The organism is Nocardioides aromaticivorans, assembly GCF_013408525.1.
Taxonomy (GTDB): domain Bacteria; phylum Actinomycetota; class Actinomycetes; order Propionibacteriales; family Nocardioidaceae; genus Nocardioides; species Nocardioides aromaticivorans.
The window spans coordinates 236330-262255 of record NZ_JACBZM010000001.1 but is presented as its reverse complement, the minus strand read 5'-3'; the positions used below and the strand labels follow the sequence as shown (position 1 = coordinate 262255).

Annotated in this window: 18 protein-coding genes and 2 rRNA genes; 13 read left to right on the top strand and 7 right to left on the bottom strand. The window is 69.6% G+C overall.

Going from position 1 to position 25926, the window contains the following annotated elements:
* The first annotated feature begins 277 nt into the window (after nucleotides 1-277).
* The 3 genes from BJ993_RS01185 (at nucleotide 278) to BJ993_RS25490 (ending at nucleotide 4786) form a co-directional block, all read left to right on the top strand.
* A 23S ribosomal RNA gene (locus tag BJ993_RS01185) occupies nucleotides 278-3400 on the top strand.
* Between the two features lie 142 nt (nucleotides 3401-3542).
* Nucleotides 3543-3659, top strand: a 5S ribosomal RNA gene (gene rrf, locus BJ993_RS01180).
* Nucleotides 3660-3763: 104 nt separating this feature from the next.
* Nucleotides 3764-4786: a tetratricopeptide repeat protein gene (locus tag BJ993_RS25490; protein WP_179647438.1), complete on the top strand. Its 1023-nt coding sequence runs from the start codon at nucleotides 3764-3766 to the stop codon at nucleotides 4784-4786.
* 12 nt (nucleotides 4787-4798) lie between these two features.
* Here BJ993_RS25490 and BJ993_RS01170 read toward each other — a convergent pair whose 3' ends face one another.
* Nucleotides 4799-5437 carry a hypothetical protein gene (locus BJ993_RS01170; RefSeq protein ID WP_179647437.1) on the bottom strand — a complete coding sequence of 213 codons (639 nt, stop codon included), beginning with the start codon at nucleotides 5435-5437 and terminating at the stop codon, nucleotides 4799-4801.
* A gap of 56 nt (nucleotides 5438-5493) precedes the next feature.
* Here BJ993_RS01170 and BJ993_RS01165 point away from each other — a divergent pair, with 56 nt between their 5' ends.
* Together BJ993_RS01165 and BJ993_RS01160 are read left to right on the top strand one after the other, a co-directional pair.
* Nucleotides 5494-6432: an alpha/beta fold hydrolase gene (locus BJ993_RS01165; protein WP_179647436.1), complete on the top strand. Its 939-nt coding sequence runs from the start codon at nucleotides 5494-5496 to the stop codon at nucleotides 6430-6432.
* Nucleotides 6433-6626: 194 nt separating this feature from the next.
* Entirely contained in the window at nucleotides 6627-7124 is a 498-nt protein-coding gene (locus BJ993_RS01160; protein ID WP_036545093.1) for a DUF3145 domain-containing protein, read from the top strand.
* A gap of 71 nt (nucleotides 7125-7195) precedes the next feature.
* On the opposite strand, the gene fabF is transcribed toward BJ993_RS01160, so the two are convergent.
* The 5 genes from fabF to BJ993_RS01135 form a co-directional block, all read right to left on the bottom strand.
* On the bottom strand, nucleotides 7196-8446 hold the full coding sequence (gene fabF, locus BJ993_RS01155) for a beta-ketoacyl-ACP synthase II (RefSeq protein ID WP_036544443.1): 1251 nt from the start codon (nucleotides 8444-8446) through the stop codon (nucleotides 7196-7198).
* Nucleotides 8447-8498: 52 nt separating this feature from the next.
* Complete coding sequence (locus BJ993_RS01150) at nucleotides 8499-8744, bottom strand: acyl carrier protein (RefSeq protein ID WP_036544446.1); 246 nt, start codon at nucleotides 8742-8744, stop codon at nucleotides 8499-8501.
* Between the two features lie 57 nt (nucleotides 8745-8801).
* Complete coding sequence (locus BJ993_RS01145) at nucleotides 8802-9800, bottom strand: beta-ketoacyl-ACP synthase III (protein WP_179647435.1); 999 nt, start codon at nucleotides 9798-9800, stop codon at nucleotides 8802-8804.
* Nucleotides 9797-10741 carry an ACP S-malonyltransferase gene (locus tag BJ993_RS01140; RefSeq protein ID WP_179647434.1) on the bottom strand — a complete coding sequence of 315 codons (945 nt, stop codon included), beginning with the start codon at nucleotides 10739-10741 and terminating at the stop codon, nucleotides 9797-9799. The genes BJ993_RS01145 and BJ993_RS01140 overlap by 4 nt, the downstream gene beginning before the upstream one ends.
* A gap of 119 nt (nucleotides 10742-10860) precedes the next feature.
* Entirely contained in the window at nucleotides 10861-12045 is a 1185-nt protein-coding gene (locus tag BJ993_RS01135; RefSeq protein ID WP_179647433.1) for a PucR family transcriptional regulator, read from the bottom strand.
* A 149-nt stretch (nucleotides 12046-12194) separates the two neighbouring features.
* Between BJ993_RS01135 and BJ993_RS01130 the strand changes: the two genes are divergently transcribed.
* From BJ993_RS01130 to BJ993_RS26285, 8 genes are all read left to right on the top strand, one after another.
* Nucleotides 12195-13202, top strand: coding sequence for an alpha/beta fold hydrolase (locus BJ993_RS01130; protein WP_179647432.1), 1008 nt, complete (start codon nucleotides 12195-12197; stop codon nucleotides 13200-13202).
* Nucleotides 13203-13660: 458 nt separating this feature from the next.
* Nucleotides 13661-15088, top strand: coding sequence for an LLM class flavin-dependent oxidoreductase (locus tag BJ993_RS01125; protein WP_218864578.1), 1428 nt, complete (start codon nucleotides 13661-13663; stop codon nucleotides 15086-15088).
* Complete coding sequence (locus BJ993_RS01120; protein ID WP_179647431.1) at nucleotides 15085-16506, top strand: NtaA/DmoA family FMN-dependent monooxygenase; 1422 nt, start codon at nucleotides 15085-15087, stop codon at nucleotides 16504-16506. Before BJ993_RS01125 ends, BJ993_RS01120 begins: the two co-directional genes overlap by 4 nt.
* Before the next feature lie 44 nt (nucleotides 16507-16550).
* The gene (locus BJ993_RS01115; protein WP_179647430.1) at nucleotides 16551-18200 is read left to right on the top strand and encodes an ABC transporter substrate-binding protein; all 1650 of its coding nucleotides are present in this window, start codon (nucleotides 16551-16553) and stop codon (nucleotides 18198-18200) included.
* 6 nt (nucleotides 18201-18206) lie between these two features.
* Nucleotides 18207-19154 carry an ABC transporter permease gene (locus BJ993_RS01110; RefSeq protein WP_179647429.1) on the top strand — a complete coding sequence of 316 codons (948 nt, stop codon included), beginning with the start codon at nucleotides 18207-18209 and terminating at the stop codon, nucleotides 19152-19154.
* A complete protein-coding gene (locus BJ993_RS01105) occupies nucleotides 19151-20008 on the top strand; it encodes an ABC transporter permease (protein ID WP_179647428.1) in 858 nt (285 codons plus the stop codon). The genes BJ993_RS01110 and BJ993_RS01105 overlap by 4 nt, the downstream gene beginning before the upstream one ends.
* On the top strand, nucleotides 20005-21726 hold the full coding sequence (locus tag BJ993_RS01100; RefSeq protein WP_179647427.1) for a dipeptide ABC transporter ATP-binding protein: 1722 nt from the start codon (nucleotides 20005-20007) through the stop codon (nucleotides 21724-21726). The genes BJ993_RS01105 and BJ993_RS01100 overlap by 4 nt, the downstream gene beginning before the upstream one ends.
* On the top strand, nucleotides 21723-22970 hold the full coding sequence (locus BJ993_RS26285; RefSeq protein WP_036544462.1) for an acyl-CoA dehydrogenase family protein: 1248 nt from the start codon (nucleotides 21723-21725) through the stop codon (nucleotides 22968-22970). The genes BJ993_RS01100 and BJ993_RS26285 overlap by 4 nt, the downstream gene beginning before the upstream one ends.
* Before the next feature lie 6 nt (nucleotides 22971-22976).
* Here BJ993_RS26285 and aceE read toward each other — a convergent pair whose 3' ends face one another.
* Nucleotides 22977-25727 carry a pyruvate dehydrogenase (acetyl-transferring), homodimeric type gene (gene aceE, locus BJ993_RS01090; RefSeq protein WP_242530685.1) on the bottom strand — a complete coding sequence of 917 codons (2751 nt, stop codon included), beginning with the start codon at nucleotides 25725-25727 and terminating at the stop codon, nucleotides 22977-22979.
* Between the last annotated feature and the right edge of the window lie 199 nt (nucleotides 25728-25926).

Genomic DNA, 25926 nt, shown 5'->3' with positions numbered 1-25926 from the left:
TGTTCCCTTCGGGGGGCGGGAGTGTTGGTGCTGGTTGGCTTCTGGTTGTTTGACTTCTTGATAGTGGACGCGAGCATTGCACCCGCGTGGATCTGGCCCCGTTGTGGGTTGGGTTTGGTGGGTGTTGTGTTGTTTCGTATCGAATTGATTGTTTTGTGTGTTCTCTTAATCGGTTTGTACTGCAAGAGGCCGCTGACAGAGCTCGAGCGATTGCCTGTTCTGGGGGTTTGTTCCTTTGGGGTGGGTGGTTTGTTTGTGTGTGTTGGTGGTTTGTTGTGGGCAAGTTGTTAAGGGCACATGGTGGATGCCTTGGCATCGAGAGCCGATGAAGGACGTGGGAGCCTGCGAAATGCCCTGGGGAGTTGGCAACCGAGCGTTGATCCGGGGATGTCCGAATGGGGAAACCCAGCACGAGTCATGTCGTGTTACCTGCACCTGAATGAAATAGGGTGTGTGGAGGGAACGCGGGGAAGTGAAACATCTCAGTACCCGCAGGAAGAGAAAACAAAAGTGATTCCGAGAGTAGTGGCGAGCGAAATCGGATGAGGCCAAACCTCGATTGTGTGATAGCCGGCAGGCGTTGCAGTCGGGGGGTTGTGGGAGTGTTGTTGCCGTCTCTGCCGGGGTGGCGCGCAGTCAGAAACCTGAGACGAGGTCGAAGACCGTTGGAAAGCGGTGCCGTAGCGGGTGATAGCCCCGTAGACGATAGTGTCAGGCTGTGTTCAGCATTTCCCAAGTAACACGCCACTCCTGGAATGGTGTGTGAATCTGGCGGGACCACCCGTTAAGCCTAAATACTTCTCGATGACCGATAGCGGACCAGTACCGTGAGGGAAAGGTGAAAAGTACCCCTGGCGGGGAGTGAAATAGTACCTGAAACCATGTGCCTACAATCCGTCAAAGCCTGTCATAGGGTGATGGCGTGCCTTTTGAAGAATGAGCCTGCGAGTTAGCGATACGTGGCGAGGTTAACCCGTGTGGGGAAGCCGTAGCGAAAGCGAGTCCGAATAGGGCGTTTGAGTCGCGTGTTCTAGACCCGAAGCGGAGTGATCTATCCATGGGCAGGTTGAAGCGCCGGTAAGACGGCGTGGAGGACCGAACCCACTTCAGTTGAAAATGGAGGGGATGACCTGTGGATAGGGGTGAAAGGCCAATCAAACTCCGTGATAGCTGGTTCTCCCCGAAATGCATTTAGGTGCAGCGTTGCGTGTTTCTTGCCGGAGGTAGAGCACTGGATAGCCGATGGGCCCTACCAGGTTACTGACGTTAGCCAAACTCCGAATGCCGGTAAGTGAGAGCGTGGCAGTGAGACTGCGGGGGATAAGCTTCGTAGTCGAGAGGGAAACAGCCCAGACCATCGGCTAAGGCCCCTAAGAGGCGGCTAAGTGGAAAAGGATGTGGAGTCGCAGTGACAACCAGGAGGTTGGCTTGGAAGCAGCCACCCTTGAAAGAGTGCGTAATAGCTCACTGGTCAAGTGATTCCGCGCCGACAATGTAGCGGGGCTCAAGCCGTCCGCCGAAGCCATGGCACTAGTACGTAACCCAAGCCGGACTTGATCTTGGTTCAGGGGTACTGGTGGGTAGGGGAGCGTCGTGTCACGGGTGAAGGTCCGGAGTGATCCAGGGCTGGATGTGACACGAGTGAGAATGCAGGCATGAGTAGCGAATCACGGGTGAGAAACCCGTGCGCCGATTGATCAAGGGTTCCAGGGTCAAGCTAATCTGCCCTGGGTAAGTCGGGACCTAAGGCGAGGCCGACAGGCGTAGTCGATGGACAACGGGTTGATATTCCCGTACCGGCGAAGTGGCGCCCATGCTGAACCCGGTGATGCTAACCACCCGAAGCACCTCGTATCGATCCCTTCGGGGTGAGAGCTTGGTGTGGAGCGTGGGATCCGACCCGGTAGTAGGCAAGCGATGGGGTGACGCAGGAAGGTAGCCCAACCGCCGCGATGGTAGACGGCGGGTAAGCATGTAGGGGACGTGGTAGGCAAATCCGCCACGTAGCCGTTTGGTCGGTGACCCTGAGATGTGATGCCGACCCCGTAGGGGGGAAGTGGGTGATCCTATGCTGCCGAGAAAAACCTCTAGCGAGCCACGAGCCGCCCGTACCCGAAACCGACTCAGGTGATCAGGTAGAGAATACCGAGGCGATCGAGACAACCATGGTTAAGGAACTCGGCAAAATGCCCCCGTAACTTCGGGAGAAGGGGGGCCCGGATCGTGACCCCACTTGCTGGGTGAGCGTGAAGGGCCGCAGAGACCAGGGGAAAGCGACTGTTTACTAAAAACACAGGTCCGTGCGAAGTTGTAAGACGATGTATACGGACTGACTCCTGCCCGGTGCTGGAAGGTTAAGAGGACGGGTTAGACGCAAGTCGAAGCTCAGAATTTAAGCCCCAGTAAACGGCGGTGGTAACTATAACCATCCTAAGGTAGCGAAATTCCTTGTCGGGTAAGTTCCGACCTGCACGAATGGAGTAACGACTTTCCTACTGTCTCAACCATGGACTCGGCGAAATTGCACTACGAGTAAAGATGCTCGTTACGCGCGGCAGGACGGAAAGACCCCGGGACCTTTACTATAGTTTGGCATTGGTGTTTGGTTCGGCTTGTGTAGGATAGGTGGGAGACTGTGAAGCCTCGACGCCAGTTGGGGTGGAGTCATCGTTGAAATACCACTCTGGTCGTACTAGATGTCTAACCTAGGGCCATGATCTGGTTCAGGGACAGTGCCTGATGGGTAGTTTAACTGGGGCGGTTGCCTCCCAAAATGTAACGGAGGCGCTCAAAGGTTCCCTCAGCCTGGTTGGCAATCAGGTTTCGAGTGTAAGTGCACAAGGGAGCTTGACTGTGAGACAGACATGTCGAGCAGGGACGAAAGTCGGAACTAGTGATCCGGCGACTCCGAGTGGAAGGGTCGTCGCTCAACGGATAAAAGGTACCCCGGGGATAACAGGCTGATCTTCCCCAAGAGTCCATATCGACGGGATGGTTTGGCACCTCGATGTCGGCTCGTCGCATCCTGGGGCTGGAGTAGGTCCCAAGGGTTGGGCTGTTCGCCCATTAAAGCGGCACGCGAGCTGGGTTTAGAACGTCGTGAGACAGTTCGGTCCCTATCCGCCGCGCGCGTAGGAAACTTGAGAAAGGCTGTCCCTAGTACGAGAGGACCGGGATGGACGAACCTCTGGTGTGCCAGTTGTACCGCCAGGTGCAGGGCTGGTTGGCTACGTTCGGAAGTGATAACCGCTGAACGCATCTAAGCGGGAAGCACGTTTCAAGATGAGGTTTCCCACCCCTTGTGGGTTAAGGCCCCCAGCAGAACACTGGGTTGATAGGCCGGAGGTGTACAGCAGCAATGCCCAGCCGACCGGTACTAATAGGCCGAAGACTTGCCACAACAAACCCCCAACACACATCAACAAATCAAGTGTTACGGGAACAACACCACCCCATCAATCGGGGTGCGCGCGTCCACTACAAGAGACCAACCCCAGGTCCGACCACCCCTTACACGGGGTACACCTGGCGGTTCATAGAGTTACGGCGGCCATAGCGGCAGGGAAACACCCGGTCCCATCCCGAACCCGGAAGTTAAGCCTGCCAGCGCCGATGGTACTGCAACCGAGAGGATGTGGGAGAGTAGGACGCCGCCGGACAAACATTCCAGTAGAGGCCACCCTCAGGGGTGGCCTCTACTGTCTTTTGCAGACACACTTCTCTCATCTCAATAGCGATCTCAACACGGAGCAGGTGCACGGACGTGACAGACCAGCGAGGACGCCGGGACGGCGGATCCCGGTCGGGCGGGCCCCGGCAGGGCCAGGGCGGTGACCCACGCAAGAGCAGCTCGTCGCGCGGCGACGGCAAGCCCCGCAGCAGCGGTGGCTCCGGTCGGGATCGCAAGCCCTTCGAGCGCAAGGACGGCGACAAGAAGCCGTACGAGCGCCGGGACGACAAGAAGTCCTTCGACCGGAAGGACGGAGACCGCCGGCCTGCCAGCGAGCGCGGCGGTCAGCGCCGCGGCAAGCCGGCCGGCGGACAGGGCGAGCGCCGCATCGGTGGCGCGCCTGAGCAGCGCGAGCGCACCGTGGAGCAGGCGGTCTACGACGGCCCGCCGATCCCTGACGACATCACGGGCACCGAGCTCGACGCGTCCATCCGCGCCCAGCTGCGGAGCCTGCCGGAGAAGCTGGCGCTGCGCGTGTCGCGTCACCTCGCGGCGGCCGGTCAGCTGGTCGACGACGACCCGGAGACGGCGTACAAGCACACGCTGGCGGCCAAGGCGCGCGCTGCGCGGATCGCCGTCGTGCGAGAGGCCGTCGGTGAGACCGCCTATGCGGCGGGTCACTACGCCGAGGCGCTGGCAGAGCTCCGCGCCGCGAAGCGGCTGAACGGAGCGACCGCGTACCTGCCGATCATGGCCGACTGCCACCGCGCGCTCGGCAACCCGACCCGTGCGCTCGAGCTGGCGAAGAGCCCTTCGGTCGCTCGGTTCCCCTCGGCCGCCAAGGCCGAGATGACCATCGTCGAGGCCGGGGCACGGCGCGACCTGGGCCAGATGGATGCCGCGCTGCGCACCCTCGAGGTGTCGCCGCTCAACAGCAAGAGCCGCGAGCCGTGGGTCGTGCGCCTGCGCTATGCCTACGCCGACACGCTCGAGGCGGCCGGCCGGCTCAACGACGCGCTCACCTGGTTCCACAAGACCAACGCGATCGACTCCGACGAGGTCACCGATGCCGCGGAGCGGGCCGAGTCGCTCGAGAAGCGGGTCGACCGCGGCTGACCGCGGGCGTGCTCACTCGCTCGTGGCGTCGTCCGCGACGTCGGGCCTGGCGCTGAAGGTCACGATGGCCTGCTCGACGCCGGCCGGCTGCGTGTCCCACCGCACGTCCTCGCGGTAGGCGACCCGCAGCTGGTCGACGACGGCGATCACCGGCTCGGCGGCCTCGAACTTCAGCACGAGCGAGTCGCCGCCGACCATGCGCTGCCCTGCGGGATCGATCAGCTCGGAGCAGAACTGCTCCGGTCCGGTCGTGACGCCGACGGTGCCCCGACGGCACAGCAGGGGAGTGATGGTGAGATCGGCGCTCGTGGTCGCGTGCACCTTCACTCCCGAGATCCGCAGGGTGCGGTCGAAGCCGTCGGGCGCACCGAACATGCCGACGTAGAGCGGGGTGCCGGCCACGCCGGGAGCGCTGATGGTCTTGTCGCTCGTCGGCAGCTCGTCGGGCGTCGTGGCGTACCAGGTGAACCAGCCGAGCAGGAGCAGGACGCCGGCACCGGCGAAGACGAACCGCCAGAACCTCGACTGCAGCGAGATCCGGGGGAGCGGGGGCTTGCCGAGGTTGCCCGCGGACAGGCGCCGCGAGGGCTTCTCCGCCCGGCGCCGGCCCGGCTGGCGGGCGCTGTCGGTCGCGGTTCCCCCCTCGGTCATGGTCGAACCTTAGGACACCCCAGCGCGCACCGTGTGCACCTGCCACACTCCTGCGCATGACTTTCCCGGCGGTGAAGATTCCGGAGCAGCCCAGGCGGCCCACGCTGGAGGGCAGCGTCGCCGTCCGCGACGGGCGGCGGCTCAGCTTCGCCGAGTACGGCTCGCCGCGCGGGCCGGCGCTCGTCTGGATGCACGGCACCCCGGGGGCGCGGCGACAGATCCCGGTCGACGCACGGCAGTACGCCGAGGAGGCGGGCCTGCGGATCATCGGGATCGACCGTCCGGGCATCGGCTCGTCGACGCCGTACCTCTATCCCGACATCCTGGACTGGACCGAGGACCTGGCCCTCTTGCTCGACGCACTGGCGATCGACACCCTCGGCGTGGTGGGCCTGTCGGGCGGTGGTCCCTACGCGCTGGCTGCGGGCGCGGCTCTGCCGGGTCGGGTGCACAGCGTCGGGGTCCTCGGCGGTGTGGCGCCAACGCGCGGCCCGGACGCGGCGGACGGGGGCATCATCCAGCTCGCCGTCCACGCGGCACCCCTGCTCGCCGCGACCCGCGTCCCGCTCGGGATCGCGCTGACCGGCGCCATCCGCAGTGTCAAGCCACTCGCAGGTCCCGCGTTGGACCTGTACGCGGCCGTGCAGCCGCCGGGGGACAAGAACCTGCTCGGGCGCCCGGAGTTCAAGGCGATGTTCCTCGACGACCTGCTCAACGGCAGCCGCTTCCAGACCTCGGCTCCGCTCTCGGACCTGATCCTGTTCACGCGGGAGTGGGGCTTCCTGCTCGAGGACGTGCAGGTGCCGGTGCGGTGGTGGCACGGCGACGACGACCACATCGTGCCGTTCCGCCACGGTGAGCACTGCGTCAGCAGGCTGCCCGACGCCACGATGACCGTCATCGACGGCGAGAGCCACCTCGGCGGGCTGGGCATCGCACAGCAGGTGATGGACGAGCTGATCGGCCTGGGCGCCGCCGGGGCCGTCGCCGAGTAGCCCAGGACACACGGCCCAATCACTGGTGTCGACGTGTCCCATGGGCCACAATGGTCACCACAACCACACATTTGTCGCTCACGTGACGGTTGCTGCAACGCCATGACGACGACCACTTCCGAGGAGACCGCTGGGGAAGGCGTATCTCGCGCCGGAGGTAGGGAGAAGTCGAGGAGTTCGTGGTGACCGGAAGCATGAGTGCAACCAGGGGCGTGTTCTACGTCCACTCTGCGCCGTCCGCGCTGTGCCCTCACATCGAGTGGGCGGTGGGCGGCGTGCTCGGCGTACCCGTCAACCCGCACTGGACGCCGCAGCCCGCGCAGTCCGGCAGCTACCGCTGCGAGTTCTCGTGGAGTGGCAAGGTCGGCGCGGCCGCGGAGATGGCCTCCGCACTGCGCGGCTGGAACCACCTGCGGTTCGAGATCACGGAGGAGCCGACGTCGTCCACCGAGGGCGCCCGCTTCTCCTCGACCCCGGACCTCGGTGTCTTCCACGCCGTCACCGGCATCCACGGGGACATCATGATCCCCGAGGACCGGCTCAAGGCGGCGGTCGTGCGTGCCGCGCTCGGCGAGGTCACCCTCGAGAACGAGATCGACAAGCTGCTCGGCAAGCCCTGGGACGACGAGCTCGAGACCTTCCGGCACGCCGGTGAGGGAGCTCCGGTCCGCTGGCTGCACCAGGTCGTCTGACCTGCCCCTGGCAAGGAAAAAACGAAGGGCCCGGCGCATCGCGCCGGGCCCTTCGTCCACCTCGTACGACGTCAGCTCGGCGTCCCGAAGATGACGGCCACGTTGGCACCGCCGAAACCGAAGGAGTTGTTCAGCGCAGCGACGTCGCCGAGTGGGAGGTCCCGGACCTTCGTCGCCACGTCGAGCTCGACCCGCGGATCCTGCTCGTCGAGGTTGATGGTGGGGGGAGCAGTGCGGTGGTGGAGCGCGAGCACGGTGGCCACGCCCTCGAGGGCGCCGGCGCCACCGAGGAGGTGACCGGTCATCGACTTGGTCGCCGAGACGACCAGGTCGTTGGCGGCCGAGCCGAGGACGGCGTGCAGCATCAGCGACTCCGCGACGTCACCCTGCGGGGTCGAGGTCGCGTGGGCGTTGACGTGGGCGATGTCCGACGGGGCGACCCCGGCGTCCTGCACGGCGAGCCGGATGGCGCGGGCGCCGCCGCGGCCGGCCGGGTCGGGCTGGGCGATGTCGTGGGCGTCGGCCGTGATGCCGGTGCCCAGCACCTCCGCGTAGATGCGGGCGCCGCGTGCCTTGGCGTGCTCGTAGGACTCGAGCACGAGCGCCCCAGCGCCCTCGCCGAGCACGAAGCCGTCACGACCGGTGTCGAACGGGCGGGAGACCGTGGTGGGGTCGCCGTCGTTCTTCGACAGCGCCATCATGTTCGCGAACGCCGCGATCGGGAGCGGGTGGATCGCCGCCTCCGTGCCGCCGGCGACGGCGACGTCGACCCGGCCGAGCCGGATCTGGTCGGCGGCGAGCGAGATGGCCTCGTTGCCGGACGCGCAGGCCGAGACGGGCGTGTTGACCGGTCCGCGAGCGCCGATCCGGAGGCTGATGGTGGCGGCCGGGGCGTTGGCCATCAGCATCGGGACCGCGATGGGGGAGACCCGGCGCGGACCCTTCTCCATCAGGACCTCGTGGTTGGACAGCAGCGTCTGCACGCCACCGATGCCGGAGGCGAAGGCGACGCCGAGGCGCTCGCTGTCGAGGTCGCCGGCCTCCTGGGCGGCGGCCAGGCCGGAGTCGGCCCACGCCTCGAGCGCCGCGACGAGCGCGAGCTGCGAGGAGCGGTCGAGCCGGCGGGCGACGACGCGGTCGAGGACCTCGGTGGGGTCCACGGCCGCGACGCCGCCGATGGTCACGGGGAGGCCGTCAGCGATGTCGCCGAGGTGACGAACCCCCGAACGACCGGCGAGGAGGCCCTCCCAGGTGCTGGCGACATCGCCGCCGAGCGGGCTGGTGGTGCCCAGGCCGGTGACGACGACACGGATGCGGGACATGGCTGTCGGTCTCCTTCGTGAGGGTCAGGCTTGCTGGGTCAGACGAGCTGGCTCAGGCGGCCTGGTTGCGCTCGATGTAGGCGACGGCGTCGCCGACGGTCTTGAGGTTCTTGACCTCGTCGTCGGGGATCGTGACGCCGAACTTCTCCTCGGCCTCGACCACGACCTCGACCATCGACAGCGAGTCGACGTCGAGGTCGTCGCTGAAGGACTTGTCGAGCTGGACGTCGTCGGCGGGGATGCCGGCGACCTCGTTGACGATGTCGGCGAGGGCGGCGCGGATCTCTTCGGTGCTCATCTTCTTCTCCAGGGTTGTTGGTGGAACTCGGGGCAAATCGTGGGTCGTGCCAGAGGGTCAGGGGACGGTGACGACCTGGGCGGCGTACGCCAGGCCGGCGCCGAAGGCGATGAGGAGCGCGAGGTCCCCGGACTTCGCCTCGCCGTCGGCGATCATGCGGTCGAGGGCGAGCGGGATCGAGGCGGCCGAGGTGTTGCCGGCGTCGATGATGTCGCGCGCGATGCGCACCGTGTCGGGCAGCCGGAGGGCACGGGCCATGGTGTCGGTGATCCGGTTGTTGGCCTGGTGGGGCACGAAGACGTCGAGCTGGTCGGCGGTGATGCCCGCGCGGTCGAGCGCCTGCTGGGCCACCTTGGCCATGCCGTACGACGCCCAGCGGAAGACCTCGTTGCCCTTCATCGACAGGTTGGGCATGCCGCCGCCCGCAGCGAGGATGTCGCGCCAGTCGGGCGTGCGGATGTGGTCGTAGTGCTCGCCGTCGGAGCCCCACACGACCGGGCCGATGCCGGGGGAGTCGGACGGTCCCACGACGACGGCGCCGGCGCCGTCGGCGAAGATGAACGCCGTCCCGCGGTCGGTGGGGTCGGTGATGTCGGACAGCTTCTCGACGCCGATCACCAGGACGTGGCGGGCGCTGCCGCCGCGGACCATGTCGTTGGCCAGGGCGACCCCGTGGCAGAAGCCGGCGCAGGCCGCGGAGATGTCGAACGCGGCCGGCTGCGCGGTGCCCAGCGCGTGCGCGATCGCCGTCGCGGCGGAGGGGGTCTGGATCAGGTGGCTGATGGTCGCCACGATCACGGCGTCGACCTGTTGTGCGTCGATGCCGGCGGCGTCGAGCGCCTTCTGCGAGGCGGCGACAGCCATCGAGACGACGGTCTCGTCCTCGCCTGCGAAGCGACGGGTCTTGATGCCCGAGCGCTGCTGGATCCACTCGTCGCTGGAGTCGATGGCGTCGACGACCTCGGAGTTCGGCACGAGGCGGGACGGCCGGTAGGCACCCACGCCGAGGAAGGCAGCGTGGGTGGAACCGGTCTCGGTGCGGATCGTGGCGCTCATGCGGGCACGACCTCGGCCAGCGCGGCGTGCCGCTCGCAGAACTCGCGTGCCTCGTCGAGCTGCTCGGGCCCGTTGAGCGCGAACGTCTCGACCGTCATCCCGCGGTCGCGGAAGAAGCGCTTGGCGATCCCGGTCAGCGTGCCGGCGGGCGGCAGCTCGAGGAAGCCGGTCACGCCCAGCTCGGCCATGGCGTCCAGGCACAGGTCCCAGCGGACCGGGCGGGCGATCTGGCCGACGATCCGGTCGAGGACCACGGCGCCGTCGGTCAGCAGGGTGCCGTCGGAGTTGGTGATGAACGGGATCCGCGCGTCGTCCACGTCCACCGAGCCCGCGAGAGCGGCGACGTGCTCGACGGCCGGCGCCATGTGCGGGGAGTGGAACGCGCCGGCGACGGCGAGCGGCCGGAGCCGGGCGCCCTTCGGCGGGTTCTCCGCGAACGCCGCGAGCTTCTCGAGCGTGCCGGCGGCGACGATCTGACCGGGACCGTTGTCGTTGGCGGGCGTGAGGCCGTGGGCCTCGATCGCGGCGAGGACCTCGTCACGGTCGCCGCCCAGGGAGGCGGTCATGCCGGTCGGGGTCACCGCCGCGGCGTCGGCCATCGCCTGGCCTCGCTCGCGGACCAGGACCATCGCCTGCTCGGGGCTCAGGACGCCTGCGGCCACGGCGGCGCCGAACTCTCCGACGCTGTGGCCCGCGACAGCTGCGGCCGGCTGCGGGCCGAGCTGCTGGGCCGTGGCGAGGGCCGCGGCGACCAGGAGCGGCTGGGCGATCTTCGTGTCGCGGATCGTGTCGCCGTCGGCCTCGGTGCCGTAGTGGGCCAGGTCGAGACCGGAGACGGCCGAGAGCCAGCCGATGCGCGCGGCGAAGGCCGGGTCCTCCAGCCAGGCGGAGAGGAATCCGGGGGTCTGTGCCCCTTGTCCGGGGGCCACGATCACGAGCACGGGTCCAGCCTGCCGGGCGGGGCGGGGCACACGCGCCTGCGCCGCCGACGAAACTGGCCCCGCGGCGTTGTGGAACCCCTACAAGTTGATCGGCCGGCGGGTCTCCACCGGGCTGCCGCCTACAGTCCCGCCTGCCGGCCCAGGACGAGGGCGAGCTGGAGGACCAGCGCGTCGCGGGGGACCGAGGGCGTCAGGCCGGTCACGTCGCCGATCTGGCCGAGCCGGTAGCGCACCGTGTTGGCGTGCACGAAGAGCGCGCGCGAGGTGGCCTCGATGCCGCCGCCGTTGGCGAAGTAGGCGACCAGGGTCTCGACGAGCTCGCCGCGGGCCTCGGCGAGGGGGCGGTACAGCTGCTCGACGGCGTCGACACGCGCGGCGTCGTCGCCGGCCAGGATCCGCTCCGGGAGCAGGTCGTGGGCGGACACCGGGCGCGGGGCGTCGGGCCAGCCGACCGCGGCCCGCAGGGCACCCAGCGCGACGCGTGCCGACACGTGGGCGGTGGACAGGTCGGCGGCGGTCGGGCCGACCACCACGGGGCCCTCGCCGAACAGGCCCACGAGGGGGGCGGCGTCCTTCTCGGGGGTGCCGACACCGCCCAGGATCACGACGAGGAGGTGGCCCTGCACGGCACAGAGGGCGTCGAGGCCGCGTTCGTGCGCCTCTCGTCGTACGGCGTCGAAGGCGCCGGTCTGCGCACCGGTGGCCTCGGCGGGGGCGGTCCCGACCACCACGGCCACGGCGCCACGCGCCGCCCAACCGACCGCACTGGCCCGGGACAGCACCGACTCGTCCGTCTCGGCCCGCAGCACCGCGTCGACGACCAGCGCCTCGAGGCGGGCGTCCCACCGGCCCCGGACCTCGGCGGCGCGGGCGTAGACCTCGGCGGTGGCGAACGCGACCTCGCGCCCGTAGCGCAGGACGGCGGCGTGCACCTCCTCCATCACGTCGGGCTCCAGGAGCAGCTGGATGTTGCGCTCGACCTCGTCGATGGTCAGCTTGATCAGCTCGACGGTCTGGTGCAGGTCGACCACGCCGGCCATGGCCCGCGGCGCGGCGCCGAAGACCTGGATGACCACCTCGTCGTCGTCGGGGTCGGTGGCACCGCCCTCGGCGAACCAGTCGACGAAGCCCTTCACGCCGGCCTGCACGATCATCCCGACCCAGGAGCGCTCCTCGGCGCCGAGCTGGCGGAACCAGCTGAGGTCGGCCTCCATCCGCGCGACGGCCGCGGTGCTGAGCGACCCGGAGGCCGCGCGGAGCTGCCGGGTGGCGCTCTGGTGTGCCCTCGGTCCGGTCGGCGACATGGCACCAGCGTAGGGCTCACCCCGAGGCCCGCGGCCACCGGACGGATCCCGGCGGGTGGGTGTCGCGGCGAGCGGTCGGCGTGATTGAATCGTCCATCACCTGCTAGCAGGAGCAAGCGCCTGCTAGCTCGTCAGTGAGGGGGCCCGCCATGGCGGAGAAGGCTGACCGCGCCGCGGCGATGCGCGACGACGTCCAGTACGTCACCATCCACGGCAAGAAGCGCGCCTTCGTGCTCAAGGGCAGCGGTCCCGCGCTCCTCCTGCTGCACGGCCTCGCCTGCGACCACACCACGTGGACCCCCGTGATCGACCAGCTGGCGAAGAAGTACACCGTGATCGCCCCCGACCTGCTGGGGCACGGCCTCTCCGACAAGCCGCGCGCCGACTACACCCTGGGCGGCTACGCCAACGGCATGCGCGACCTGCTCACCGTCCTCGGCATCGACAAGGTCACCGTCGTGGGGCACAGCTTCGGCGGCGGCGTCGCGATGCAGTTCGCCTACCAGTTCCCCGAGCGCACCCAGCGGGTCATGCTCGTCGCCACCGGCGGCCTCGGCCCCGAGGTGACCCCCCTGATCAAGCTGATCCAGGTCCCCGGCTGGTTCCGGGTGATGGGCGTGCTGACCCTGCCGGGCGTGCGCCACCTGGAGACCTTCGCGCTCCGCACCGCCCACGAGTACGGCGACGTGGGGCCGCTGCGCAAGGTCACCCGTGACCTCGACGAGGTCGCCGACATCGTCGAGTCGTGGAAGGACCGGCGCACCCGCTTCGCGATCCGTCACCTCGTGCGTGCGGTCATCGACTGGCGCGGCCAGATCGTCACCATGTCCGACCGGGCCTACCTCAGCGACGCCATGCCGATGGCCGTGGTGTGGGGCAGGGACGACCAGGTCATCCCGGTCCGGCACGCCAGCAACGCCGCCGCCCTCGCGCCGGACGTCCGGGTGGAGGTGCTGCCCGACGCGGGGCACTTCCCGCACAAGGACCACCCGGAGGAGTTCGCGCGGATCCTGGACGACTTCGTCAGCTCGACCGAGCCGGCGTCGTACAACCGGGCGCGCTTCCGGCGGATGCTGAAGGCGGGCGGCTCGGCCCCCGCGAGCCCGGTGCCGACCCTCGAGGGCGCGCCGGAGCCGCAGGCGGCCACCTCCGCCTGACCGCGGGGCCCGGGGGTCTCGTGACGGTCGCTGCGCGACCTCCTCGACCACCGGGCTGCGCGACCTCCTCGACCACCGGGCTGCGCGACCTCCTCGACCACCGGGCTGCGCGACCTCCTCGACCACCGGGTGAGAGGTTCGGTCGCGGGGGTGAGCGGCAACCCCTGTCGCCACCGTGGTCGGATCGGCTTGCCCTCAAAGTCGAGTAACTCTATGGTCTTTCAAGAGTCGGGGGTGCCGACTCGACCGACCACGCACGAGGAGGGAACGACGCATGGCCACCACCCGGCTGATCTGCCGCCGCCACGTCGACCTCTGCCTGGTCTCCAGCGCGACCTGTCGCTGACCTCGTGATCCTCGCCTGACTCGCTCCGTCTCGGACACCCTCCGGGGTCGGTCAGGTCGATCCGTCGTCGGCAACGACGCCGACGAGGGCTCCTGCCCCCTGCCCGCACCGCGTGCCCGACAGCACCGCCGCACGCACCCACCCGGAGGACGACATGTCCACGCCCCCTGCACGCCCACTCCACTTCGCCGCGTTCGTGATGAACACGACCGGCCACATCATCCAGGGCACCTGGCGCCGGCCGAGCGCCCGCCAGACCGACTTCAACGACCTCGAGCACTGGGTCGGCCTCGCGAAGACCCTCGAGCGCGGCAAGTTCGACGCGATCTTCTTCGCCGACGTCGTCGGCCTCTACGCGCCGTACCGCGGCGACGAGCGCCGGTACTTCGAGGCCGGCCTGCAGGTCCCGAGCAACGACCCGAGCGTGCTCGCCAGCGCGATCGCCTACGCCACCGAGCACCTCGGCATCGCCTACACGGCCTCGATCCTGCAGGAGCACCCGTTCAACTTCGCCCGGCGGGTCAGCACGCTCGACCACGCCAGCAAGGGCCGGGTGGCGTGGAACATCGTCACCAACTACCTGCCGAACGCCTCGCGCAACTTCGGGCTCGAGGGCCTGACGAAGCACGACGAGCGCTACGCGTGGGCCGACGAGTACGTCGACGTCACCTACAAGCTGTGGGAGGGCTCGTGGGAGGAGGACGCCCTCGTCCAGGACCGGGAGAGCGGCATCCACGCGCACTTCGACAAGGTGCACCGGATCAACCACGAGGGCCCGCGCTACAAGGTCGAGGGCCCGCACCTGGTCAGCCCGAGCCCGCAGCGCACGCCCCTGCTGTTCCAGGCCGGCGCCTCCGAGGCCGGGCGCAGCTTCGCCGCCCGCAACGCCGAGGCGGTCTTCATCCAGGCGCCCACGCTCGAGGCCGCCGCCCGCGACACCGGCGACATCCGCAGCCGCGCGGTCGCCGAGGGCCGGCGGGCCGACGACCTCAAGTTCTTCCAGGGCCTGTACGTCGTCCCGGCGTCCACCGAGGAGGAGGCGCGCCGCAAGGCGGCGGAGCTGGACGAGTGGATCGACTACGACGCGCAGCTCTCGCACATGTCGGGTGCCGTCGGCGTCGACTTCGGACACGACGACCTCGACACCCCGGTGGGGGAGATCCGGACCGAGGGGGTGCAGTCGATCGTCGGCTGGATCCACGACCTCGTGACCGACCGCCCGGCCACCCTGCGCGACGTCGCGCACTTCACGGCGACCAACAACCGCATCGTCGGCACGCCCGAGCAGATCGCGGACCGGCTGGCGGCCTGGCAGGCGGCCGGCGTCGACGGCGTCAACCTGGTCAACGCCGAGATCCCCGGCAGCTACGAGGAGTTCGTCGACCACGTCATCCCGACGCTCCAGGCCCGCGGGCTCGCGCAGACGGAGTACCGCGAGGGCACCTTGCGCGAGAAGCTCTTCGGCCGCGGCGACCGGCTGCCGGACCGGCACCCGGCGACCCGCTACCGCGGCGCCTTCGCCCCGGTCGGCGCCCGATGACGACGGGCACGGACCAGCCCAAGCGGCTGATCCTCAACCTGTTCGAGATGAACTGCGTCAGCCACATCACCCACGGGCTGTGGCGGCTGCCGGACAACAACCGCGAGCGGTTCAACGACATCGAGTACTGGACCGAGCTGGCGCGGCTGCTCGAGGACGGCGGCTTCGACGCGGTCTTCCTGGCCGACGTCGTCGGCACCTACGACGTCTTCCGCGGCAGTGCGGAGACCGCGGTGAGGCAGGGGCTGCAGATCCCGAACAACGACCCGGCGGTCGTCGTACCGGCGATGGCGGCGGTGACGAAGCACCTCGGGTTCGGGATCACGTTCTCCACGACCTACGAGCCGCCGTTCGCCTGGGCACGGCGGGCGAGCACGCTCGACCACCTCACCAAGGGGCGCGTCGGCTGGAACATCGTGACGTCGTACCTCCCGAACGCGGCACGCAACTTCGACCTCGAGGGCGAGGTCGAGCACGACGAGCGCTTCGCCCGGGCCGACGAGTACCTCGACGTCCTCTACAAGCTGTGGGAGGGCTCCTGGGACGACGACGCGATCGTCGCCGACCGCGAGCACAACGTCTTCGCCGATCCCGCGAAGATCCGGCCGATCGACCACGACGGCACGTACTACAAGGTCGAGGGGCCGCACCTGCCCTCGCCGAGCCGGCAGCGCACGCCGCTGCTGATCACGGCGACCCAGTCCGACGCGGGCACCGCCTTCGCGGGCAAGCACGCCGAGGTCGTCTTCACCGGCGGTCCCGACCAGGCCGGCCTCGCGGCGACGGTGGCGCGGCTGAAGCGGGCCGCGGTCGACGCGGGCCGCGCTCCCGGTGACCTGAAGGTCGTCACCACCGCGGGGATCATCGTGGGAGCGACCGAGGAGGAGGCGCGGGCCAAGCTCGCCCGCTTCCAGGAGCTCTCCGACCCGGAGGGCTACCTGGCCCATGCCGGGCTGCCGTGGGACCCGACCGCGCACCCGGCGGACGCGAGGCTGGGCGAGCTCGCCGACAGCCGGGCCCACGGCCGCTGGCGCCGGATCGCGGACCCCGAGCAGACCGTCGGCGACTACCTCGCCGGCTTCGGCGACCTGAGCGCGCACCCGCTCTTCGCGGTCGGCACGCCCGACCAGGTCGCCGACGAGGTCGAGCGCTGGCTCGACGAGCTCGACATCGACGGCATCAACCTCCTCCAGTACCACACCTACGACACGGCGAAGGACTTCATCGAGCTCGTCGCCCCGGTGCTCCGCGAGCGCGGCCGCCTCCGGACGTCGTACGACGAGGGGGAGTCCCTGCGCGACCGCATCTTCGGCGAGGGCGACCGCCTTCCCGAGCGGCACTTCGGCGCGCGCTACCGCGGCGGCGCCCACCTGCCCAACCGGACCGGGATCTCGGACCCGGACCAGCTCACCGCATGACCACCCATCACCACACCCCGAGAAACCACGAAGGAACCACTCACATGACCAGTCCCACCACCCACCGCCGCCTCCGGATCGCTGCTGCGACCGCCGGCCTCGCGCTCGCCGGTCAGGGACTCACCGCCTGCGGTTCCGACACGGTGTCCGGCGCGGGGGACCGCGTCGAGGGCGGCACCATCACCTACGCCCACGTCCAGGAGCCGCCCTGCATCTTCGGCGGCTGGATCCAGCAGGCCTACATCTCCCGCCAGGTTCTCGACGGCCTGGTCACCCAGGACGAGGACGGGTCGGTGAAGCCGTGGCTGGCCACGGAGTGGAAGGTCTCCGAGGACGGCCTGACCTACACGTTCACGCTCAAGGACGGCGTGAAGTTCACCGACGGCACGCCGCTGGACGCCGCGGCGGTCGCCTACAACTTCGAGCAGTTCGAGCACACCGACCTCAACGGCACGGCCAAGGTCTCGATCGACCCGTACTACAAGAAGGCCCGGGCGATCGACGCCACGCACGTGGAGATCGCGCTCAACAAGCCCTACCCCCAGTTCCTCACGCTCATCACCCAGGGCTACTTCGGGATCCAGTCGCCGAAGGCGCTGAAGACCCGCACGAAGGAGCAGAACTGCGAGCAGCCGATCGGCTCGGGCGCCTTCACCGTCGAGGAGTGGAAGAAGGGCGAGGAGGTCGTCTTCAAGAAGAACCCGGACTACACCTCCTGGCCGTCCACCGCGAAGCACGAGGGCCCGGCGTACGTCGACGAGCTGCGCTGGAAGTTCGTCGCCGACGGGGTCTCCCGCTACGCCTCGCTGACGACCGGACAGACGGACGTCATCTACGAGGTGCCGACGGTGAACTGGAAGGACGCGGAGCAGAAGTTCGACAACACGATCCGCTACATCACGCCGGGCAAGCCGGTGTCCTTCTACATCAACACGCAGCAGGGCATCTTCACCGACAAGCTCGTGCGCCAGGCGTTCGCCTACGGCGCCGACCGCAAGGGTGCCGTCGAGACCGGCTTCCACGGCGTGATCCCCTACGAGGGCAACCCGTCGGTCAGCCAGTCGACGCCCGACTACAACAGCGACGCCGCCGACGCGTACGCCTTCGACCAGGACAAGGCCAACGAGCTGCTCGACGAGGCCGGCTGGAGCGAGAAGAACGCCGACGGCGTGCGCACCAAGGGCGGGAGGACGCTGAGCGCCAAGCTCGTGTACGGCGCCGGGTTCATCTTCACCTCCGAGGGCGCCACCGTGCTGCAGGCCCTGCAGGAGCAGTGGAAGGAGGTCGGCTTCGACGTGAAGCTGGTCCCGGCCACGATGGCGGAGCTGTGGGGCGGGAAGTACTCCGACCCGTCGACCTTCGACGCGACGCCGTCGTACTGGACGAGCCCGAGCCCGGCGATCCTGTGGATCGTGTGGCGGCCGTCGACCGAGGCGCTGCCGAACTACAACAACCGCTCCTTCTACAACAACGAGGAGCTGTCCCGCACGATCCAGGCGGCCAACAGCGAGCTCGACCCCGCGACGGCGACCGAGCTCTACAAGAAGGCGCAGCAGATCATCCAGGACGACGCCGCCGGCATCGGGCTCTACACCCAGAACACGACGATGGCCGTCGCCAACAACCTCAAGGACGTCTGGGTCGAGAAGAGCCAGGGCGAGCCGATCTTCTCCGATGCGTACTTCGTGGAGTGATGGCGGATGAAGATCCTGTTCCGGTTGCTCTCCGTCGTGGCCGTGCTCGTCGCGGCCGCCTCGGTGACCTTCTTCGCGCAGCTGCTGGTGCCCGGTGACCGGGCCACCACGATCCTGAACCTGCAGAACGGGCGCGAGCAGGAGTGGACCGCTGCCGAGCTCGCACCCGTCAACGCGAAGTTCGGGTTCGACGACCCGCTCGCGCTGCAGTACCTGCACTACGTCGGCGGCCTGCTCAAGGGCGACCTGGGGACGTCGTACACGCAGTACCAGTCGGTGACCTCGGTCATCGGCGCCCAGATCGGGCCGAGCCTGGTCCTCACCGCGGCGGCGCTCGTCGTCGCGTGGGGACTGGCGGTCGGGGTGACCCTGCTGACGGTCAAGCGGGGCCGGTTCGTGACCGGCCTCGGGTCGGGGTGGGAGACCTTCGCGGCCAGCCTGCCGACGTACTGGGTCGGCGTGGTGCTGCTCGTCGTGCTCGCGGTGAAGATCCCGGTCTTCCCGGTCATCGGGGGAAGCGGGGTGTGGGGCACCGTCCTGCCGGTCCTCACCCTCGCCATCCCGCTGGCCGGGTTCCTCGGCCAGGTGACGCGCGACGAGTTCGACAAGGTGCTGGACCAGCCGTTCGTGACCACCGCCCGCACCCGCGGGATGGGGGACACGGCCGTCCGGCTCCGGCACGGGTTGCGGCACGCCGTGCTGCCGGGGATCACCCTGTCCGGCTGGGCGCTCGGCGCCCTGATCTCGGGGGCGGTGATCGCGGAGAACATCTACGGCCGGCCCGGCATCGGGCAGGTCCTGGTGACCGCGGTCAACACCCGGGACGTGCCGACCGTGTCGGGCATCGTCCTCGTCGTCGCCGGCGTGTACGTCGTGGCGAACCTGCTCGTGGACCTCGCCTACGCGGCGGTCGACCCGCGGCTGCGCACCCACGCGAAGGCGGCGACGGCATGACGACCCTCGCACCGGCGCTGCGGGTCCCCGCGGCGCGACTGACCGGCCTGCGCGCCCGTCCCGGCACCCTCCTGGCGCTGGCGTTCGTCACCCTCGTCGTGGTCGCGGCCGTGGCGCCCGGCGTGCTCACCGACCGCAGCCCGACGGCGATCGAGTTCGGCAACGCCCTCGCCGCGCCGTCGTGGAGCCATCCGTTCGGGACCGACGAGGTCGGCCGCGACCTGCTCACCCGGGTCATCTACGGCTCCCGGCTCTCGCTCGGGATCGGCCTCGGCGCCACGGCGCTGGCGATGTCGATCGCGATCCTGCTCGGCTTCACGGCCGCGCTGGCGGGCGGGATCGTCGACACCGCGATCACCCGTGTGCTCGAGGTGGCCTTCGCCTTCCCGGCGCTGCTGCTGGCCCTGCTCCTCATCGCGATCTTCGGGCCGTCGGCCACCACCCAGGTCATCGCCGTGGGGATCGGGTCCGCCCCCGGCTACGCCCGGATGGTCCGCGGCCAGGTGCTGAACGTCCGGCAGGCCGGCTACATCGAGGCCGCCGCGGCGCTCGGCCACGGCCGGTGGACCGTGGTCCGCCGGCACCTCTTCCCCAACGCGATGCGGCCGCTCGTCGCCGTCGTCACCCTCGGTGTCGGCCAGTCGATCGTCTGGGCCTCCAGCCTGGCCTTCCTCGGCCTCGGCATCGCCCCGCCCAACCCCGAGTGGGGTGCCCTGCTCGACGCCGGGCGGCTCTACATCACCACGTCGTGGTGGCTGGAGATCCTGCCGGGCCTGGTGATCGTGCTCTTCGCGATCTCGGTCACCACCCTGGGCCGCACCCTGCAACGCCGACTCGAAGGAGCCAGCCGATGAGCATCGTCGAGACCAACACCCCCGCCGGTACGACGCCCGCGACCGCCGTCGCGCCCACCGCCCGCGCCGTGGAGGGTCCGGCGGCGCCGGTCCCGCTGCTCGAGGTGGAGGGCCTCCGGGTCTCCTTCGCGGGCAGGGAGGTGGTCAAGGGCATCTCGTTCACCGCCCACGCCGGCCGCTGCCTCGCGATCGTGGGGGAGTCGGGGTCCGGCAAGAGCGTCACGGCCCGCACCCTGGTCGGCTTGACCGGTCCGGGCGCGCAGGTCGAGGCCGACCGGCTCGAGCTCGGACCGCACGACCTGACCTCGCTCCGCGAGCGGCAGTGGCGCCGGATCCGCGGCAAGGAGGTCGGCTTCGTGCTCCAGGACGCCCTCGTCTCGCTCGACCAGCTCCGCAAGGTCGGCCACGAGGTGGCCGAGCCGCTGGCGGTGCACAAGGTCGGCGACCGGCGCTCCCGTGCGGCGAAGGCGATCGAGCTGCTGCGTGCCGTCGGGGTTCCGGAGCCCGAGGTCCGGGCCGCGCAACGTCCCTACGAGCTGTCCGGGGGCCTGCGGCAACGCGCGCTGATCGCGTCCGCGATCGCGCTCGACCCACCGCTGGTGATCGCGGACGAGCCCACCACGGCGCTCGACGTGACGGTCGGCGCCCAGGTCCTCGACCTGCTGGCCGAGTCGAAGGCGCGGGGCACGTCGATCATCCTGATCAGCCACGACCTCGCCGTCGTGGCCCGCCTCGCCGACGACGTCGCCGTGATGCAGGGCGGGGTGCTCGTCGAGCACGGGCCGGTCGAGGAGATCCTGCAGCGGCCGCAGCACCCGTACACGCAGGCGCTCCTGGACGCCGTACCGTCGGAGCACACGCGGGGCACCCGCCTGGTGCGGCCCGCGGACGGCGAGGAGAAGCCGGCGCGGACGAGGCGCCCGATCGACCGCGGTCGCCCGCTGATCGAGGCCCGGCACCTGGTGAAGGCCTTCCGCGGCCCGGACGGCAAGGACCGCGAGGTCGTGCGCGACGTGTCCTTCGAGGTGTTCGGCGGCGAGACGCTCGGGATCGTGGGGGAGTCGGGGTCCGGCAAGACGACCACGGCGCGGATCGCCCTCGCGCTCACGGCGCCCACCAGCGGCGAGGTGCTGCTGCGGGGCGAGCCCTGGTCGTCGCTGAGCCCCCGGCAGCGGCGGCCCGAGCGCAGTCGGATCGGCGTCGTCTACCAGGACCCGCTGAGCAGCTTCGACCCGCGCTGGAGCGTCGCGCGGATCCTCGCCGACGCCCTGTCCCGCGGCCCGAACCCGCCGGAGAGCTCCCGCGAGGCGCGCTCGCGGTCGCGGGCCCTGCTGGAGCAGGTGGGCCTCGGCGCCGAGCACCTCAACGCCGCTCCGCTGCGGCTCTCCGGCGGCCAGCGGCAGCGGGTCGCGATCGCCCGGGCGCTCGCGCCGGAGCCCGACCTGATCGTCTGCGACGAGCCGGTCTCCGCGCTCGACGTCTCGGTGCAGGCGCAGGTGCTCGACCTGCTGACCGACCTGCAGGACGAGCTCGGTGTGACCTACCTGTTCATCTCCCACGACCTCGGCGTCATCCACCACATGTGCGACCGGGTCCTGGTGATGAAGGACGGCGAGGTCGTCGAGTCCGGCACCGCCGACGACGTGTTCGAGCGCCCGCAGCATCCCTACACGCAGCAGCTGCTCACGGCGCTCCCACGGCTGGAGACGACCCGGTGACCGCCCCCGGACCGGGTACGACGGACGCCGAGCTCTCCGCGCGCTTCGGCCCCGTCTTCGCGAAGATCGCCGAGGGCGCGGCCGAGCGGGAGGCGGACCGGACGCTGCCGTTCGAGCAGGTGGAGTGGCTGCGTGAGTCCGGCTTCGGCCGGATCCGGGTGCCCGTCGAGAACGGAGGCCTCGGCGCGACCCTGCCGCAGTACTTCCGCCAGCTCGTCGAGCTCGCCCGCGCCGACTCGAACCTCCCGCAGCTGCTGCGCGGTCATGCGGGCTTCGTCGAGACCCGGCTCACCCACCGCGACCCGGACGTGCGGGACCGGTGGCTGCGCCGGGTCGCCGCGGGTGTCCTCGTGGGCAATGCGCAGTCCGAGCAGGGCAACAGCTCGTTCTGGCAGAACGCCACGACGATCCGCCGCGAGGGGAGCGGATGGCTGCTCTCGGGCCGCAAGTTCTACTCCACCGGCAGCCTCTTCGCCGACTGGATCCACACCACGGCGACGGTCGACTCCGCCAACAGCGCCACCGTGCTGGTGCCGACCAGCGCGCAGGGTGTCCAGCGGATCGACGACTGGGACGGCTTCGGCCAGCGGCTCACCGGCAGCGGGACCACGATCTTCGAGGACGTCCCGATCCACCTCGACGACGTGGAGATCCACCCCAACGGCGACTTCAGCGGCAGCTACCTGCTGGCCTTCTTCCAGCTGGTGCACCTCGCCACGCTGGCCGGCATCGGGAAGGCCGCCGTGGACGACGCCGTCGCGTTCGTGCGCCAGCGCGGCCGCAACTTCGCCAACCCGGCCTACCCGGACCCGGCGCAGGACCCGCAGGTCCAGCAGGTCGTCGGGCGCGTCCAGGGCAGGGCGTTCGCCGCCGAGGCCACGACGATCGCGGCGGCCGAGCGCGTGGAGGCGGCGTACCAGGTGCAGGTCGCGGGCGGGCCGGGCCCCGTCGGCACCGAGCCGTTCGACGAGGCGGACGCCGCGACCTTCGCGGCGCAGTCCGTCGTCATCGACACCGTGCTCGCCCTGGTGACCGAGCTGTTCGAGGTCGGCGGGTCCTCCGCGGTCACCGACCGTTTCCGGCTCGACCGGCACTGGCGCAACGCCCGCACCCTGGCCTCGCACAACCCGGCGATCTACCGGCAGACGATCGTCGGCGACCACCTGCTCAACGGCACGCCGCCCAGCGCGTGGATCTCGCGCAGCTGGGACGTCGTGAAGGCGCGGGGCCAGGGCGTGTCCTAGCAGTCCCTAGGCGTCGCCGCCTTCCTGCTTCACGCCAGCGACCGCGGTCGGGTCGTCGATGCGGTACTTCTCCAACGCGTCCTTGACCCGGCCCGGGTCGATCTCGCCGGCGTCGGCGAGGGCGGCGAGCGCCTGGACGACGACCGAGGGCGCGTCGACCTGGAAGAAGCGGCGGGCGGCGGGGCGGGTGTCGGCGAAGCCGAAGCCGTCGGCGCCGAGGACGCGGTAGTCGGCCGGCACCCACGGCGCGATCTGCAGCGGGACCGCGGTCATGTAGTCCGAGACCGCCACGACCGGGGCGTTGGCGTTGGCGCCCTCGCCCAGCGCTGCGGTGACGTACGCCGTCCGGTGGGCCTCGTCCGGGTGGAGGAGGTTCCACTTGCCGGTCTCGATGCCGTCGCGGGCCAGCTCGTTCCACGACGTGACCGACCAGGTCTCGGCCTGGACGCCCCAGTCCTCGCTCAGCATCCGGGCCGCCTCGTCGATCCACGGGAAGCCGACGCCGGAGGCCAGCAGCCGGACCCGCGGGCCCTCCGCGTCGCCGCCCGGGGAGGAGACCCGGTACATCCCCTTGAGCAGGCCCGCGACGTCGAGGCCCTCGGGCTCGGCGGGCTGGGCGACCGGCTCGTTGTAGACGGTGATGTAGAAGATGACGTCCTCGCCGAGCGGGTGCGCCTCGCTCGTGCCGTACATCCGCTCCAGGCCCGAGCGCATGATGTGCCCGACCTCGTAGCCGAAGGCCGGGTCGTAGTGCACGACCGCCGGGTTGGTCGCCGCGATCAGGGGCGAGTGGCCGTCGGCGTGCTGCAGGCCCTCGCCGGTCAGCGTGGTGCGGCCGGCGGTGGCGCCGACGAGGAAGCCGCGCGCCAGCTGGTCGGCCATCGCCCAGATCGAGTCGCCCGTGCGCTGGAAGCCGAACATCGAGTAGAAGATGTAGAACGGGATCATCGCCTCGCCGTGGGTCGAGTACGACGACCCGGCGGCGATCGCGGACGCCATCGCGCCGGCCTCGGAGATGCCCTCGTGGAGCATCTGGCCCTGCGGCGACATCTTGTACTGCAGCAGCATGTTGCGGTCGACCGACTCGTAGGTCTGGCCGGCCGGGTCGTAGACCTTGGCCGACGGGAACATCGAGTCCATGCCGAAGGTGCGGTACTCGTCGGGCGCGATCGGGACGATCCGCTTGCCGATCTCGGGGTCCTTCATCCAGTCGCGGAGCAGCCGGACGGCAGCCATCGTGGTGGCGACCTTGTGGTTGCCGGCGCCCTTCTTGAGCTCGGCGTACATCTCGTCGCCGGGGAGCTTCGGGGCCTTCGCCCGCACCACCCGGCGGGGCAGCGAGCCACCGAGCTGGCGGCGGCGCTCCATCATGTACTCGATCTCGGGGGAGTCCGCGCCCGGGTGGAAGAAGGGTGCCGTGCCGGTCGACTCGTAGGCCGTCTCGAGGTCGCGGTCGCTGATCGGCAGGTAGAGCCGGTCGCGGAACTTCTTGAGGTCGTCCTTGGTCAGCTTCTTCATCTGGTGGGTGGCGTTCTTGCCCTCCAGGGCGTCGATCGTCCAGCCCTTCACCGTGTGGGCGAGGATCACCGTCGGCTGGCCGACGTGCTTGGTCGCGGCGTCGAAGGCGGCGTACACCTTGCGGTAGTCGTGGCCCCCGCGCGGCAGCTTCTCGATCTGCCGGTCGGTCATGTGCTCGACCATCGCGCGCAGGCGCGGGTCGGGGCCGAAGAAGTGCTCGCGGTTGTAGGCGCCGGACTCGACGGAGAAGGTCTGGAAGGCGCCGTCGGGCGTGGTGTTCATCTTGTTGACGAGCACGCCGTCGACGTCGCGGGCGAGCAGGGCGTCCCACTCGCGGCCCCACACGACCTTGATGACGTTCCAGCCGGCACCGCGGAAGTTGGCCTCGAGCTCCTGGATGATCTTGCCGTTGCCGGTGACCGGGCCGTCGAGCTGCTGCAGGTTGCAGTTGATGACCCAGGTGAGGTTGTCGAGCTCCTCGCGGGCCGCGATCCGGATCGCGCCGAGCGACTCCGGCTCGGCCATCTCGCCGTCGCCGAGGAAGGCCCAGACGTGCTGCTGGCTGGTGTCCTTGATGCCGCGGTTGTGCAGGTAGCGGTTGAAGCGCGCCTGGTAGATCGAGTTGATGCCGGTCAGGCCCATCGAGACCGTCGGGAACTCCCAGAAGTCCGGCATCAGCCGCGGGTGCGGGTACGACGGCAGGCCGGCCCCGCGCCCGTGCTGGACCTCCTGGCGGAACCGGAACAGCTGCTCCTCGGTGAGCCGGCCCTCGAGGAACGCGCGCGCGTAGATGCCGGGGGAGGCGTGGCCCTGGATGAACAGCTGGTCGCCGCCACCGGGGTGGTCCTTGCCCTTGAAGAAGTGGTTGAAGCCGACCTCGTACAGGCTTGCCGACGACTGGTAGGTGGCGATGTGGCCGCCGACCTCCAGCCCCTTGCGGTTGGCCGAGGAGACGGTGACCGCGGCGTTCCAGCGGATGAACGCGCGGATCCGCCGCTCGACGTCCTCGTCACCGGGGAACCACGGCTCCCGCTCCGGCGGGATCGTGTTGATGTAGTCGGTGCTGCGCAGCGCCGGGACACCCACCTGCTTCTGGCGCGCGCTCTCCAGCAGCCGCAGCATCACGTAGCGGGCGCGCTCGCGACCGCGCTCGTCGACGAGGGCGGTGAAGGAGTCGATCCAGTCCTGGGTCTCCTCCGGATCGATGTCCGGGAGCTGGGTCGGGAGGCCCTCGTGGATGACCGAGGCGGGGCGGACGGCCGGGGTCGGGCCGGGGGCTGTGGCATCGGGGGTGTCGGAGGTCACGCAGCCATCCTTGCACCGGAGATCCAGCCGGGGAATCTACTCGGGAGTAGACCTTCGGAGGGCCGGACTGGAGCGTGAGGGTTGCGCCCCGCCCCCCGACTCCGCTGGACTAGGGCCAGTCCCCGCACCGGGC